The 14,793-nt window shown below is 70.5% G+C and carries 10 protein-coding genes; 7 read left to right on the top strand and 3 right to left on the bottom strand.

Going from position 1 to position 14,793, the window contains the following annotated elements:
- Positions 1-48 precede the first annotated feature (48 nt).
- A complete protein-coding gene (locus tag ACGFMM_RS18685; protein WP_393647451.1) occupies positions 49-2,268 on the bottom strand; it encodes an NADP-dependent isocitrate dehydrogenase in 2,220 nt (739 codons plus the stop codon).
- A gap of 247 nt (positions 2,269-2,515) precedes the next feature.
- On the opposite strand from ACGFMM_RS18685, the gene ACGFMM_RS18680 reads away from it, so the two are divergent.
- The 5 genes from ACGFMM_RS18680 (at position 2,516) to ACGFMM_RS18660 (ending at position 11,857) form a co-directional block, all read left to right on the top strand.
- The gene (locus ACGFMM_RS18680) at positions 2,516-3,682 is read left to right on the top strand and encodes an alpha-hydroxy-acid oxidizing protein (protein WP_393647450.1); all 1,167 of its coding nucleotides are present in this window, start codon (positions 2,516-2,518) and stop codon (positions 3,680-3,682) included.
- Positions 3,683-3,823: 141 nt separating this feature from the next.
- On the top strand, positions 3,824-5,269 hold the full coding sequence (locus tag ACGFMM_RS18675; RefSeq protein WP_393647449.1) for a glyceraldehyde-3-phosphate dehydrogenase: 1,446 nt from the start codon (positions 3,824-3,826) through the stop codon (positions 5,267-5,269).
- A 1,106-nt stretch (positions 5,270-6,375) separates the two neighbouring features.
- Positions 6,376-7,413 carry a terpene synthase family protein gene (locus ACGFMM_RS18670; RefSeq protein ID WP_393647448.1) on the top strand — a complete coding sequence of 346 codons (1,038 nt, stop codon included), beginning with the start codon at positions 6,376-6,378 and terminating at the stop codon, positions 7,411-7,413.
- Positions 7,414-7,428: 15 nt separating this feature from the next.
- Positions 7,429-8,784: a cytochrome P450 gene (locus tag ACGFMM_RS18665; RefSeq protein WP_393647447.1), complete on the top strand. Its 1,356-nt coding sequence runs from the start codon at positions 7,429-7,431 to the stop codon at positions 8,782-8,784.
- A 169-nt stretch (positions 8,785-8,953) separates the two neighbouring features.
- The gene (locus ACGFMM_RS18660; protein ID WP_393647446.1) at positions 8,954-11,857 is read left to right on the top strand and encodes an ATP-binding protein; all 2,904 of its coding nucleotides are present in this window, start codon (positions 8,954-8,956) and stop codon (positions 11,855-11,857) included.
- Positions 11,858-11,930: 73 nt separating this feature from the next.
- Here ACGFMM_RS18660 and ACGFMM_RS18655 read toward each other — a convergent pair whose 3' ends face one another.
- Positions 11,931-12,332: a hypothetical protein gene (locus tag ACGFMM_RS18655; protein WP_393647445.1), complete on the bottom strand. Its 402-nt coding sequence runs from the start codon at positions 12,330-12,332 to the stop codon at positions 11,931-11,933.
- A gap of 626 nt (positions 12,333-12,958) precedes the next feature.
- On the opposite strand from ACGFMM_RS18655, the gene ACGFMM_RS18650 reads away from it, so the two are divergent.
- A complete protein-coding gene (locus ACGFMM_RS18650) occupies positions 12,959-13,570 on the top strand; it encodes a hypothetical protein (RefSeq protein ID WP_393647444.1) in 612 nt (203 codons plus the stop codon).
- 48 nt (positions 13,571-13,618) lie between these two features.
- Here the strand turns inward: ACGFMM_RS18650 and ACGFMM_RS18645 are convergent, their stop codons facing one another.
- On the bottom strand, positions 13,619-14,104 hold the full coding sequence (locus ACGFMM_RS18645; RefSeq protein WP_393647443.1) for a DUF1269 domain-containing protein: 486 nt from the start codon (positions 14,102-14,104) through the stop codon (positions 13,619-13,621).
- 169 nt (positions 14,105-14,273) lie between these two features.
- Here ACGFMM_RS18645 and ACGFMM_RS18640 point away from each other — a divergent pair, with 169 nt between their 5' ends.
- Positions 14,274-14,789: a DinB family protein gene (locus ACGFMM_RS18640; RefSeq protein ID WP_393647442.1), complete on the top strand. Its 516-nt coding sequence runs from the start codon at positions 14,274-14,276 to the stop codon at positions 14,787-14,789.
- Positions 14,790-14,793 lie beyond the last annotated feature (4 nt).

The raw sequence follows: 14,793 nt of genomic DNA, 5'->3' as shown, positions 1-14,793 counted from the left end.
GCCTGCCGGGGCGGTACGCGCGGTGCGGGCGGCCGGGGCCGCCGCGGATCAGCCGAGGCTCGCGACGGCCTCGTTGAACGTCGCGGACGGACGCATGACGGCCGCGGCCTTGGCCGGGTCGGGCTGGTAGTAGCCGCCGATCTCGGCCGAGGCGCCCTGGACGGCGTTCAGCTCCTCGACGATCTTCGCCTCGTTCGCGGTGAGCGTCTCGGCGAACGGCGCGAAGGCCTTGGCCAGCTCGGCGTCGTCGGTCTGCTTGGCCAGCTCCTGGGCCCAGTACAGGGCGAGGTAGAAGTGGCTGCCGCGGTTGTCGATGCCGCCGACGCGACGGGTCGGCGACTTGTCCTCGTTGAGGAAGGTCGCGGTGCCGCGGTCGAGGGTGTCGGCCAGGACCTGCGCACGGGCGTTGCCCGTGGTGGTCGCCAGGTGCTCGAAGGAGGCGGCCAGGGCGAAGAACTCGCCGAGGCTGTCCCAGCGCAGGTAGTTCTCCTTGACGAGCTGCTGGACGTGCTTCGGGGCGGAGCCGCCGGCGCCGGTCTCGAACAGGCCGCCGCCCGCCATCAGCGGGACCACGGAGAGCATCTTGGCGCTGGTGCCCAGCTCCAGGATCGGGAAGAGGTCGGTCAGGTAGTCGCGGAGCACGTTGCCGGTGACCGAGATGGTGTTCTCGCCGCGGCGGATGCGCTCCAGGGAGAACTTCGTGGCCTCGACCGGGGACAGGATCTTGATCTCAAGGCCCTCGGTGTCGTGCTGCGGCAGGTACTGCTCGACCTTGGCGATCAGCTGCGCGTCGTGGGAGCGCTCGGCGTCCAGCCAGAAGACGGCCGGGTCGCCGGTGGCGCGGGCACGGGTGACGGCCAGCTTGACCCAGTCCTGGATCGGCAGGTCCTTGGTCTGGCAGGCGCGGAAGATGTCGCCCTCGGCGACCTCCTGCTCCAGGACGACGTTGCCGGCGGGGTCGACCAGGCGGACGGTGCCCGCGGCGGCGATCTCGAAGGTCTTGTCGTGGGAGCCGTACTCCTCGGCCTTCTGCGCCATCAGGCCGACGTTCGGGACGGAGCCCATGGTCGACGGGTCGAAGGCGCCGTGGGCGCGGCAGTCGTCGAGGACGACCTGGTACACGCCGGAGTAGGAGCTGTCCGGGAGGACGGCGAGCGTGTCGGCCTCCTGGCCGTCCGGGCCCCACATGTGGCCGGAGGTGCGGATCATGGCCGGCATCGAGGCGTCGACGATGACGTCGGACGGCACGTGCAGGTTGGTGATGCCCTTGTCGGAGTCGACCATGGCGAGGGCCGGGCCGGAGGCCAGCTCGTCGTCGAAGGACGCCTTGATCTCGTCGCCCTCGGGCAGCTGGGACAGGCCGGCGAGGATGGCGCCGAGGCCGTCGTTCGGGGACAGGCCGGCGGCGGCGAGCGCGGCGCCGTGGGCCTCGAAGGTCTTCGGGAAGAAGGCGCGGACCACGTGGCCGAAGACGATCGGGTCGGAGACCTTCATCATCGTGGCCTTGAGGTGCACGGAGAAGAGGACGTTCTCGGCCTTGGCGCGGGCGACCTGCTCGCCGAGGAAGGTGCGCAGCGCGGCGGCGCGCATGACGGAGGTGTCGACGACCTCGCCGGCGATGACCTTCAGCGGGCCGCGCAGCTCGGTGGCCGTGCCGTCGGCGGCGACGTGCTCGAAGCGGAGGGTGGTGTCCTCGGCGATGACGGTGGACTTCTCGGTGGAACGGAAGTCGTTCTCGCCCATGGTGGCCACGTTGGTCTTGGACTCGGAGGTCCAGGCGCCCATGCGGTGCGGGTGGGTCTTCGCGTAGTTCTTGACCGAGGCGGGGGCGCGGCGGTCGGAGTTGCCCTCGCGCAGGACCGGGTTGACGGCGCTGCCCTTGACCTTGTCGTAGCGGGCGCGGATCTCGCGCTCCTCGTCGGTCTTCGGGTCGTCCGGGTAGTCCGGCAGCGCGTAGCCCTGGGCCTGGAGCTCGGCGACGGCGGCCTTGAGCTGCGGGATGGACGCCGAGATGTTCGGCAGCTTGATGATGTTGGCGGCCGGCGACTTGGCCAGCTCGCCCAGCTCGGCGAGGGCGTCGGCGATGCGCTGGCCCTCCTCCAGGTACTCCGGGAAGTGGGCGATGATGCGGCCTGCCAGGGAGATGTCCCGGGTCTCGACGCCGACGCCGGCCGTGGCGGCGTACGCCTGGACCACGGGGAGGAACGAGTACGTCGCCAGGGCGGGCGCCTCGTCGGTGTGGGTGTAGATGATGGTCGAGTCAGTCACCAGGTGCTCCGCTCCACTGTCTGCGTATGCGAGATTGCTCGACATCAAGATATCTCGTGATCGTGCCCGGTGGGAAAGGGCCCTGCCTCACACGCCGGGAAGGCGTGTCCGGCGGAGCCCGTACCGGTACCGCCCGACCGATCCGCACTGATCGTGTCGCGGCCATGGCCCTGCGGGGCGTCGGCTTGGCAGGGTGGTCCCGGCGCGCCCGGGCCGGCCGGGGCGGAGGGCGACGGAGGGACGGCGGATGGCCGCGCAGTTCGGGGACTACCAGTACGAGATCTACCTCAACGGCCTCGCCGGGGTGCTGCCCGAGCTGCCGATGACCTTCGACGGGCTGGAGGCCGGGGCGCAGGCGGCGCTGCCCCCGTCGGTCTGGTCGTACGTGGCCGGGGGCGCCGGCGACGAGCGCACCCAGCGGGCCAACGCGAGCGCCTTCGACGGCTGGGGGCTGGTGCCGCGGATGCTGGTGGGGGCCAGGGAGCGCGACCTCACGGTGGACCTGTTCGGCCTGAATCTGCCCTCGCCGCTTTTCATGGCTCCCGTCGGGGTGCTCGGGCTGTGCGCGCAGGACGGGCATGGCGACCTGGCGGCCGCGCGGGCCGCCGCCCGCACCGGCGTGCCGATGGTCGCCTCGACGCTGAGCGTGGACCCGATGGAGCAGGTGGCGGCGGAGTACGGCGGGACGCCTGGCTTCTTCCAGCTGTACACGCCCACCGACCGCGAGCTGGCGGCGAGCCTGGTGCGGCGGGCGGAGGCGGCGGGCTTCAAGGGGATCGTGGTCACCCTGGACACCTGGGTCACCGGCTGGCGGCCACGGGACCTCGCCGGGGCGAACTTTCCTCAGCTGCGCGGGCACTGTCTGGCGAACTACACCTCGGACCCGGTGTTCCGGGCCCGCCTGAAGGAGGCCCCGGAGAGCAACCCGCAGGCCGCGGTCATGGAGTGGGTGTCCATCTTCGGCAATCCGCTGACCTGGGACGATCTGCCCTGGCTGCGTTCGCTGACCGATCTGCCGCTGATCCTCAAGGGCATCTGCCACCCCGAGGACGCGCGCCGCGCCCGGGACGGCGGCGTGGACGGGCTGTACTGCTCCACACACGGCGGCCGGCAGGCCAACGGCGGCCTCGCCGCGCTCGACATGCTGCCGGGCGTGGTGGAGGCCGCCGAGGGGCTGCCGGTGCTGTTCGACTCCGGGGTCCGCTCCGGTGCGGACGTGACCAAGGCGCTGGCGCTCGGCGCGACGGCGGTCGGCGTCGGCCGCCCGTACCTGTACGGCGCGGCCCTCGGCGGGACCGACGGCATCGTGCACGTACTGCGGTCACTGCTCGCCGAGGCCGATCTGATCATGGCCGTGGACGGGTATCCAGCACTGGCCGACCTGCGCGCCGAGGGGGCGCTCCGACGGGCCTGAGCGGCCTCGGAAGAGACCCAGGGAAGAGAACGGGACAAAAGGGTGGAATGCGAAGATAGAGGAAGTACCCCGGACCCCCTTGATCGATCAAACGGGGGTCGGGTTAGCATATGAGCGCCGCCTAGCTCGAAAGATAAGCCTGTGACTGTCAAAGACGACTCGTTCACCAACTGGAAGCACCGCGAGGAGATCGCGGAGTCGATGATCCCGATCATCGGGAAGCTGCACCGTGAGCAGGACGTCACGGTCCTGCTGCACAGCCGCTCCCTGGTGAACAAGTCGGTGGTCAGCATCCTCAAGACCCACCGATTCGCCCGGCAGATCGCCGGCGAGGAGCTCTCGGTCACCGAGACCCTGCCGTTCCTGGAGACGCTCACCACGCTCGACCTGGGCCCGTCCCAGATCGACATCGGCATGCTCGCCGCGGAGTACAAGGCCGACGACCGCGGCCTGTCGGTCGCGGAGTTCACCGCCGAGGCCGTCGCGGGCGCCACGGGCGCCAACAAGATCGAGCGCGGCGCGGGCCGCGACGTCGTCCTGTACGGCTTCGGCCGCATCGGCCGCCTCGTCGCCCGTCTCCTGATCGAGAAGGCCGGCTCCGGCAACGGGCTGCGCCTGCGCGCCATCGTCGTCCGCGGTGGCGGCGACCAGGACCTGGTCAAGCGCGCCTCGCTGCTGCGCCGCGACTCGATCCACGGCCAGTTCCAGGGCACGATCACCGTCGACGAGGCGAGCAGCACGATCGTCGCCAACGGCAACGAGATCAAGGTGATCTACGCCAACGACCCGTCCGAGGTCGACTACACGGCGTACGGCATCAAGGACGCCATCCTCATCGACAACACGGGCAAGTGGCGGGACCGCGAGGGCCTCTCCAAGCACCTGCGCCCGGGCATCGACAAGGTCGTCCTGACCGCTCCGGGCAAGGGCGACGTCCCGAACATCGTGCACGGCGTCAACCACGACACGATCAAGCCGGACGAGAAGGTGCTGTCCTGCGCCTCCTGCACCACCAACGCCATCGTCCCGCCGCTCAAGGCCATGGACGACGAGTACGGCGTGCTGCGCGGTCACGTGGAGACCGTCCACTCGTTCACGAACGACCAGAACCTGCTGGACAACTACCACAAGGCCGACCGTCGCGGCCGCTCCGCGCCGCTCAACATGGTCATCACCGAGACCGGCGCCGCCTCGGCCGTCGCGAAGGCGCTGCCGGACCTCAAGGCGCCGATCACCGGCTCCTCGATCCGCGTCCCCGTCCCGGACGTCTCGATCGCCATCCTGAGCCTGCGCCTGGGCCGTGAGACCACCCGCGACGAGGTCCTGGACTACCTCCGCGACGTCTCGCTGCACTCGCCGCTGAAGCGCCAGATCGACTTCACCACCGCCCCCGACGCCGTCTCCATGGACTTCGTCGGCTCGCGCCACGCGTCGATCATCGACGCCGGCGCGACCAAGGTCGACGGCGACAACGCGATCCTGTACCTCTGGTACGACAACGAGTTCGGCTACTCCTGCCAGGTCATCCGGGTCGTCCAGCACGTCTCGGGCGTCGAGTACCCGACGTACCCGGCCCCCCAGGCCTGACCCGTCGGGCGGACCCTGCTCCGCCCGCCCCGTCACCCCGCCCCGCCCGGGCCGGCCCCCGCCGGTCCGGGCGGACGCGTATGCGGGGCGGGCGCGTGTGTGGGGCGGGCGCGTGTGTGGGGCGGGCGCGTGTGTGGGGCGGGCGCGGACAGGGGCGCCGGCGGCCGGCGCTTGCACACGCAGATCGTCGCAATACCCCGAGCGCCTCGTTCTGCGGGATGAATCCGCAGTTCAACCGGCGCTGCACCGGCGCGGCATCGGCGCAGTGACAGCTCCGGTTCGCCGGATCGCAAGCATTTATCGGCCGCGCGGCGAGAAGTGACGCATTTTGAACGGCGTTCTTCTTTCCGCTTCTACTATTCAGCCATGTACGACCGAAGCGGCCACCGGAAGATCTTTTCCGACGCTCCCGCCGGATGCACCCGAGTCCGGCCTCGGCAGGCCCTCGGCAGGCCGCCGGCGGGCCGGAGACGGCGGTCCGCCGACGCCTCGCCCCTCCTCGACAACCCAGGGGAAACGAATGGACGGTCGGGCGCGAACATCATGGGGAATCGTTTCTGCAAACGAATCCCCGGCAGCCGGATCAGGCGGCAACCGCCCCCTCGCCATTACCCACCCGCGACACAGAAGTCCCCATTCCGACGGCATCGCCGCCATTCCACGTCACCAATTCCCAGGAATTGCCCGCCGATACTCGCCGCAATTCCGTCGGGCCTGTCGCACGGAGTCGGCAATTCGCTGACGAAAAGGAAGCAGCGACCGGGCGGGAGCGACTCGTACGGCAGGGTCGCCCACCACCCCGGCAGACCACCCCCGCCGCCCCCGAACTCCTCGCCACAGCAGGCACGTTGGACGGCTCTCGCGCGCGCGTTCGACCGCCCGGGCGCGAGCGCGTGACCGAATATGCCCATCGCATACCCGACTCCCGCACGGTCATTGACGGTTTACGATCAATCGCCCAGATTCGCCCTCCTACATTGACAGTTCACTCTCACCTGAGGGTTAATTACCTGACAACTAGGCAGATCACACTGTGGGGAGGCCGATTAGGAGTCACACGAGCCGACCACGGCACACCAGGCGAACTCATTCACCCTGGGGGAAGAATGAACCAGCTCCACAATTTCTCCGTCCCCGACTTTCATCTGCCTTTCGGGAACGCAAAGCATCCGCAGGCGGCCCGGGCCAACGAGGAGGCGACCGCCTGGGTGGTCGGCCACGGCCTCGTGACCCACGCCCTGGAGCAGTTCTCCGGCATCGGCTGCGGCCACCTGGCAGGCCGGGTCAGCGGCGAGGTCCCGTACGAGCGGGTGCTGCTGCTGGCCGAGTGGATGGCCTGGTCGTTCGTCCTCGACGACCAGCACGACCACCTCATAAGGAACGGCGAGCTGGAAGCCTGGCGCCCCGTCGTCGGCGCCATCACCGCGTACCTGGACACCGGACGGGCCGACGGCCCGGCGGAGGAACGCAACCCCCTGGTGAACGGGTTCGTCGACGTCTGCGAGCGCATCGTCGACGGCATGTCCGAAGCCTGCGCCGCCCGTTACCGCACCCATGTCCGTCTCGTGCTCCGCTCGCTCGACCAGGAGGCCGGCAACCGCCGCGCCGACGCCCGCCCCACGGTCGAGGACTACATCCTGATGCGTCGTAACAGCTCCCAACTCCTGCCGATGATGGACATGGTGGAGGCGGCCCTCGGCATCGACCTCCCCTCCCGGATCACCGCGCTCCCCCAGTTCGAAGAGGTCATGAAGGCCACGCTGGACGTCATCTCCTGGGGCAACGACGTGTTCTCGCTGCCGAAGGAATACGCCTGCGGCGACACCAACAACCTCGTGTCCCGGATCGCCTCCCGCGACGGCTGCTCGCTCGCCGACGCGGTGCGCGAGGTCGAGCACCTCATCCAGACGCGGATCGAGGACTATCTGACGGCCAGGCAGAAACTCCTCGACGCCCTCGACTCCGACCCGCGCACCGGCCCGGCCCTGCGCGACGAGGTCGCCCGCTGCGTCCGGACCTATGAGGACTGGATGATCGGCACGGAGCTGTGGCAGCGTTACGAGTGCACGCGATACAGCGACGAACGCTTCGCGGCCGGTCTGGAGGGGGCCTACACCCGCCCGGACCTGGTCTCGGTGGCATGACCGGGGGGTCGACCCGTGACACAGGTGGATGAGCAGACCTCGACGGCGGTCCCGGCGGCCCCCGCACCGGGACGGGTACCCCTGCTGGGGCACGTCCTGAAGCTGTGGAAAGAGCCGATCGCCTTCCTTGAGTCCCTGCGGGAGCACGGCGACATCGTGCGGCTGGACATCGGGACGTGGCCCGTGCATGTGGCCACGAGTCCCGAGCACGTCAACGCCGTACTCGTCCAGCATGCCCAGCAGTTCGGCCGGGGCCGCGTGTTCGAGCGGCTGCGGCCCATGTTCGGCAACGGCCTGGTGACGACCGACGGCGAGTTCCACCGCAAGCAGCGCCGGATGATGCAGCCGGCGTTCCACCGCGACCACATCGCCGAGTACACGCAGTCGATGTGCCGCAACGCCGAGGAGATGGCGGCGTCCTGGACGGACGGCCAGGAGATCTCCGTCCTCAACGAGACCCGCCGCTACGCCATGGCGGCGGTCGCCGACATGATCTTCTCCGGCGACCTCAGCAGGCCCGCCGTCGAGGAGGTGCACCGGTCGCTGCCCATCGTCCTGGAGGGCATGCTCCTGCGCGCCGTCATGCCCAAGGCTCTGGACCGGCTCCCCGTCCCGGCCAACCGGCGCTTCGACACGGCCGCCACCCGGCTGCGGCAGATCATCGACGACGTCATCGAACGGTACGAGCCGGAGAAGACCGACGGTCGCGACGCGCTGTCCCTGATGCTCACCACGGCCGACCCGGAGACGGGTGCCACGATGAGCCCGGAGCAGGTGCGGGACGAAGTCATCTCCATCATGTTCGCCGGCACGGAGACCCCCGCCACGACGCTGGCGTGGATCTTCCACGAACTCGGCCGGCATCCGGAGGCGGAGGCGCGGGTGCAGGCCGAGGTCGACCGCGTCGTCGGGCAGCGCCCCGTACGACCCGAAGACCTCAGGGAACTCACGTACACGCGCCATGTGTTCCAGGAGGCGCTGCGGCTGCACTCTCCGCTGCTGTTCACCCGGCGCGCGCTCGCGCCGCTGGTCCTCGGCAACGTGCGGATACCGGAGGGCGCCGAGGTGGGCTACAGCCCGTACGCCCTGCACCGGGACCCCGCGCTCTTCAGCGACCCGACGGTCTTCGACCCGGACCGCTGGGACCGCGACGGCGGCGAAAGTCCGCGCGCCCACCGCTACATCCCCTTCGGCGCGGGGCAGCACAAGTGCATCGGCGACTCGTTCGCCGTGGCGGAGATCCTGGCGTTCGTGGCGAGCGTCGCGTCCCGCTGGCGGCTGACGCATGTGCCCGGGGTCGAGGTACGCGAGTTGCCGGCGGGCATCCCCCAGCCGAGCACACTGCCCATGATTCCGGTGGCGCGCAGCTGACCGTGGGGGCCGTGGACCCGTTTGAGGCGGAATGCCACGGCCCGTCACGAAAGCGCGGACAGTACACCATCTCTCCTCCGCGCAGGGCGGGTTGCAAGAATACGGAGCGAAACCGCGCCGCCACGCCCTGAAGGTCATACACTCGGCCGCATACGCAGGAGGGGCGGGAATGTCATCTGTCACTGATCTCAGGAGCGACAACTCGAACCCGCTGCTCGAACGGGAGTCCGAGCTACTGGACATCCAGCGCGCGGTGGACGAGTTGCGCGGTGGATCCGGTCTGGGTCCGGCGCTGCGCCGGGGCGGAGTCCTGACGTTCGTCGGCTCGGCCGGCATGGGCAAGACGACGTTGCTCAACGAGGCGCGCCGGTACGCGGCCGAGCGCGGGTGCACGGTGCTGTCCGCCCGGGGCGGCGAGCAGGAACGGCAGGTCCCCTTCCATGTGATGCGTCAGCTCATGCAGCCCACGTTCGCGGCCATGCCCGAACAGGAACGACGCGAGGCGTTCGGCAACTGGTACCCGATCGTGGCGCCCGCGCTCGGACTCACGGCCGCCGACCCGGAGCGGATCGCACCCGACCCTCAGGGTGTGCGCGACGGACTGGACTGGATCGTCACGCAGTTGACGGTGCACAGCGCCCCGGTGGTGCTCGTGCTCGACGACGCCCACTGGGCCGACGCGGAGTCACTGGCCTGGCTCACCTCCTTCGCCTCACGGGCCGAGGAGCTGGGCATGGTCATCATGGTGGCCTGCCGTCCCGACGAGATCCCCGCCGACGCGGCCGGCCTGCGGGCCCTGATGTCCCGCCGTGGCGCCCGTCCGCACGACCTGTCCCCGCTCACCACCGGCGGCGTCGCGCGGATCATCCGCGACGTCCTGGGCGAGAGCGCCGACGACGTCTTCTGCCGTGAGTGCTGGGCGATCAGCGGCGGCAACCCCTTCGAGGTCGTCGAGCTGGCGATGAAGGGCCGCGAGCGCGGGCTCCGGCCGCATCAGGACGCCATCGCCCAGCTGCGCGACCTGGCCTCCACGGTCAAGGGCAACGGCCTCATCGAGCGGCTGGAGCAACTCGGCCCGTCCACGGTGCGGTTCGCCTGGGCGGCGGCCGTACTCGGCACCGCGATGCCGACCACGATGGTCGGCGGCGTCGCGGCGCTGGGCGAGGCCCAGACCAACGAGTCCATCGAGCTGCTCCGCAAGGCCCGCATCCTGACCGTGCTGACGAGCGTGCGTCGCGAGGAAGTGGTGGAGTTCTTCCATCCGCTCATCGCCACCGCCGTGTACCGCTCGATACCGCCCGGTGTGCGGGTCGCGATGCACGGAGTGGCGGCTCAGGCGCTGATCAACGACGGGTACGGTTCGTCCGGCGCGGCACGGCATTTACTCGAGATGCACCCGGAGGGCGACCCCTGGGTCGTGCAGCAGCTGCGGCAGGCGGCCCGTGACAGCTTCTCGGCAGGCGCCCCGGACGCCGCACGGCGCTATCTGACCCGCGCGCTGCGCGAGCCCCCGGACGCGGAGGACCGCGCCGAGGTGCTGTTCGAGCTGGGCTCGGCCAACCTGCTGCACGATCCGGTGACGACGATCAACCAGCTGCAGGCGGCTCTGGAGGAGCCGTTCATCGAGCAGAACCTCCGCGAGGCGATCACGTACCGGCTGGCGCAGGCCATGGCCCACTCGGGCCGGCTGGCCGCGGCGTCCGACCTGCTCGCCGACGAGGCGCGGAGGGCCAACAGCGGCCGGACCCGACTGCGTATGCAGGCAGAGCAGTTCAAGTGGAGTTCGGTACGGGTCGACGAGCAGAACTCACCCGCGCGTTCGCGGCTGCTCGCCCAGTTCGCCAAGCGCCTCACCGGCCGAGGGCTCGCCGAGCGGCACATCCTGGGCCTGCGCTCCTGGGACGCCGCGATGCGAGGGGAGCCCGTCGGCGTCGCCCTCGACTACGCCGAGCAGGCGCTCGAGGGCGGCATGAGCTGGATCGACCAGGACTACGGATTCGAGGTCCCGGCGGCCGTCGCCATCACCCTGATGTACTGCGACCAGCCCGGGCGGGCCGAGGAGCTGTTCAACAAGGGCATCGTCGAGTTCGAGCTGAAGGGCTGGCGCGGCGCGCACCTCTCGTTCCTGTACACGCTGCTCGGGTACATCCGTTATCGGCGCGGCCGCCTCTCCGAGGCCGAGGACTTCGTCCGCAACGGACTGGAGATCGCCGAGCGCGTCGGGTCGGACATCCCGGCGAAGTGGTACGCGGTCGGCACCCTGATCGAGACGCTCGTCGCACGGGGCAATATCGCGGAGGCCGAGGAGGTCGCCGACCGGCACGGTCTCAGCCGCTACGCCTCGCGCGCCATCGTCTACCCCGACCCGCAGGCCGTCCACGGCAAACTGCTGCTGGCCCAGGAGCGGTACGACGAAGCCCGGCGCGAACTCAACAAGGCGGGCCGACGGCTCGATCTGCGCGGCATCCGGAACCCGACCTGGAGCCCCTGGCAGCTCGATCTGGCACTTGCGGAACGGATCGACGACCCCAAACGCGCCGCCGCCACCGCCGCGGAGGCGGTCTCGCGGGCTCGGGCGTTCGGCGTGCCGAGCATCATCGGACACGCTCTGCGGGTGGAGGCGACGACGGCGGATCCGACCCGTTCGATCACGTTGCTGCAGGAGGCGGTCTCGCACCTGGAGCAGTCGCCCGCCGCGTACGAACTGGCGCTGGCGCTCGTGGATCACGGTACGGCGTTGTACGCGGTCGGCGACCAGCCGCAGGCGGCGCAGCAGTTGTACCGAGGCATGGAGGTCGCCACGCTCTGCGGCGCCGACGTGCTGGCGTCGCGGACCCGCAGTCAGCTCGCCGCCGCGGGCCTGCGGCCGCGCCGGCTGCACAACTCGGGGCGCGGCACCCTCACGGTCGCGGAGCACGAGGCGGCCGGTCACGCGGTGAAGGGGCTGTCCGGGGTGGCGATCGCCAAGGAGATGAACCTGGACACGCAGGCCGTGTCGGAGCTTCTGTCCTCCGTCTTCACCAAGCTGGGCACGGACCGCAACGGCCTGCCGCAGGCACTGGGCGACGGCTGAGGCGGCCGGCGGTGAAGCGGGTGGGTCCCCTCCGATGAGGGGACCCACCCGTTTCGCCTGCTCGTCGTCTCCGTCACCCCGGGGGCGGTTGCGGAACGATCCTGAAGCTGTGGGTCTCGCGGGCCAGTTCGCGTCCGTCGCCGTCGACGAAGCGGCCGGTGGCGTCGTACCGGCCTCCGCTCGCCGGCCCGACGGGCAGCCGTTCGGGCGGCAGCCGTACCTCGTACGGTCCGCCGGCGCGGAACCCGCCCAGGGTGTGCGTGCAGGCGGCGATCCGATTCCCGTCGTCGCTGTACCGGGTCTCGTCGAACTTCAGTCCGTCGATCTCCGCCTCCGTCCGGAAGGCCAGGACGACGGAGACGACCGCGCCGGCGGGCAGGGCGACGGGTTCGCCCCGCTCCTCGCCCAGGGGCAGGTGCAGCCGTTCGAAGCCGTCGGAGACCAGGGACACGTCGATCAGCTCGAAGTCGGCCATCGCGGGCTCACGTCCTCCATCGGTCGTCGCGCTTCGCCGAGGCGAAGTCACGCACCGTCACCGGGTTGTCGGTCGTCATCTCCTCGACCCGTCGCAGCATGGCGCTGCCTCCCGCCTCGCGCGCGGCCTCTGTCGTGGCGGCTACCCCGACGGGTCAGGAGTACTCGACCCGTGCCGTGCCGCCCAGGCGGATGCGGGAGGCCGAGCCGGTCGCACACGGCGCGCAGCCGTGCGGCGTCGGGGGCGAGGGCGGCCGGGGACGCCACGGGGAGCAGGAGCCTGGGGCGGCCCACCGAGGCGATGCGGGCGCCGGGGGCCTCCGCGGCCTCGGGGACGCCGAGGGCGGCACGTACGAGGGCGTGCTCGGCGGCGGTGAAGGAGCGCCGGGCCCTGGCGGACGGCCGTGCCGGCGAAGGTGCGGTGAGCTGTGCGGAGCGTGGCCTCGTACGTGTCGGTACCGGCGCGCTCGGCCAGGTACACGAGCACGGCGACCGTGCCGTGGCCGCATCCAGCAGGGCCTGGAGTCGTTCGACGCGCTGCTGCCCGAACAGGACCGCTACGACGTCCGCTTCGTCGCGACCACGGACGGCGGAGCCGTTGTCGGTGCAGGGGGCTAACGTGATCACATGAGTTCTTCCCTGAGCGTGTACCTGCTCGACCCCGAGGCCACCCGTGCCCTCGTCGGCTCCGGTGACGAGGAGCTGCTGAAGGCCGTACGCGGCGAGTTCGGCGCAGAGCTGGCCGCCGACGACTCCTGGTTCTCGACCGAGATAGCGGACGGCGCGCCCACGGCGTACGAGGCGCTTCGCACGATGGTGCACGGCGGGCCGTATCCGGAGACCCGGGAGTACGCGTTCCAGTACGGCTACGCCTACAAGCGGCTGTGCGCCATGACCGGGCTGTTCCTCGACAACTCCTGCTTCAGCCCGTTCCGGGGCGACTGGCTGGAGCTGGTGGACGAGGGGCTGCGCGCGCTGCGGATCACGGCGGTCTCGGTCGCGGAGCTCGGGTACTACGGCGGGTTCCCCAAGGGCGTCCCGGTGTACGACCTGCCGCGCTGCGGCGAGTGGACGCACGCGCAGTGTCTGGAGGCGCTGGAGCAGTTCGAGCGGACGAAGCGGGACGGCCACGCGCCGCCGCTGGAGCCGGAGGTGCTCGACGCCGTGATGGACGTGATCGGCTGGCTGCGGCGGGCGGAGGCGCGTCCGGGCTTCGGAGTGGTCGGCTTCGTATCCTGAGGCCTTGGGGCCTGGGGGCCGGAGGGGGGTGCCCCGGGCGCGTGCCCTCTACTCGGCGAAGATCTCGCGGAGCTTCGCCTCCTGCGCGCTGTCCAGGTTCGACTGGATGAGTTCGGCGTGGGCGGAGGGGAAGGCCTCCTTCACCCGGTCGACCACCGCGTCCTGCGACATCAGGAAGAGCGCCGACGTGCCCGGGGTGACCTGGGACTTGACCGACTCGATGAAGTCGTCGTCGATGCCGACGTCGGCCATCTTGCCGCCGAGTGCGCCGGCGGCCGCGCCGATGGCGGCGCCGAAGAGCGGCATCAGGAAGATCAGCCCGAAGAGCATGCCCCAGAACATGCCCGACAGCGCGCCCACGCCGGCGAGGTTGTGCAGCTGCTTGGTCTTCGGCTTCTTGGCGTCCTGCGGCCAGGTGGCGACCGCAGCGTCCAGGACCTGGATCAGCTCCTGCTTCTGCAGCTGGAGCAGGGTGCTCTCGGCGCTTTCCGCTCCGTCGGGGGTGTCGAACTTCCAGACGGTCAGGGTGGCCATGCGTGTCCTCCGGTGGCATCGCTGCCGGATCGACGTCGGGTGCCTCCCCAGTAAACGAGCTGTTCCGCCCCTTCGCATGTCGTGACGCCGCGGCTTCGCGTGCCGTGATGCCGCAGCCCCGGCCAAAACGCTTCGACAGCTGTGCGGGGGTGCGGCACACTCCCCCTCGATGACGCAACGAACCGATACGCCTCCCGCTTGGGACGAGCGCACGCAGCTGACCACCTTCCTCGACTACGCCCGCGCCACGGCGCTGGCCAAGTGCGACGGGGTCTCCCCGGAGGACGCCCGCAAGGCCCCGCTCCCCGACTCCCCGCTGATGACGCTCTGCGGACTGATCAGCCATCTGCGCTGGGTGGAGCACCACTGGGTGCAGGTGGTGTTCCTGGGCGAGGATCCCGCGGGCCCACTGACCCTGGCCACGGACGAGGACCCCGATCCCGAGATGCGCACGGCGGTCGACGTCCCGCTGCCCCAGCTCCTCGCCGAGTACGAGGAGCAGAGCGCCCGCTACCGCGCCCTGCTGGCCGACCTCGACCTCGACGCCACGGCCCGGCGCTCCATCAGGGACGGCCGCCATGTGGACCTCCGCTGGGTGATCCTCCACCTCATCGAGGAGACCTCCCGCCACAACGGCCACCTCGACATCGTCCGCGAACTCGTCGACGGCCGGACGGGCGTCTAGGGAG

Origin of the sequence: Streptomyces sp. NPDC048604, from assembly GCF_043199435.1 — a bacterium.
Classification (GTDB): Bacteria; Actinomycetota; Actinomycetes; order Streptomycetales; family Streptomycetaceae; genus Streptomyces.
The sequence above is the reverse complement of the archived record's forward strand: the minus strand, read 5'-3'. Positions and strand labels throughout refer to the sequence as shown.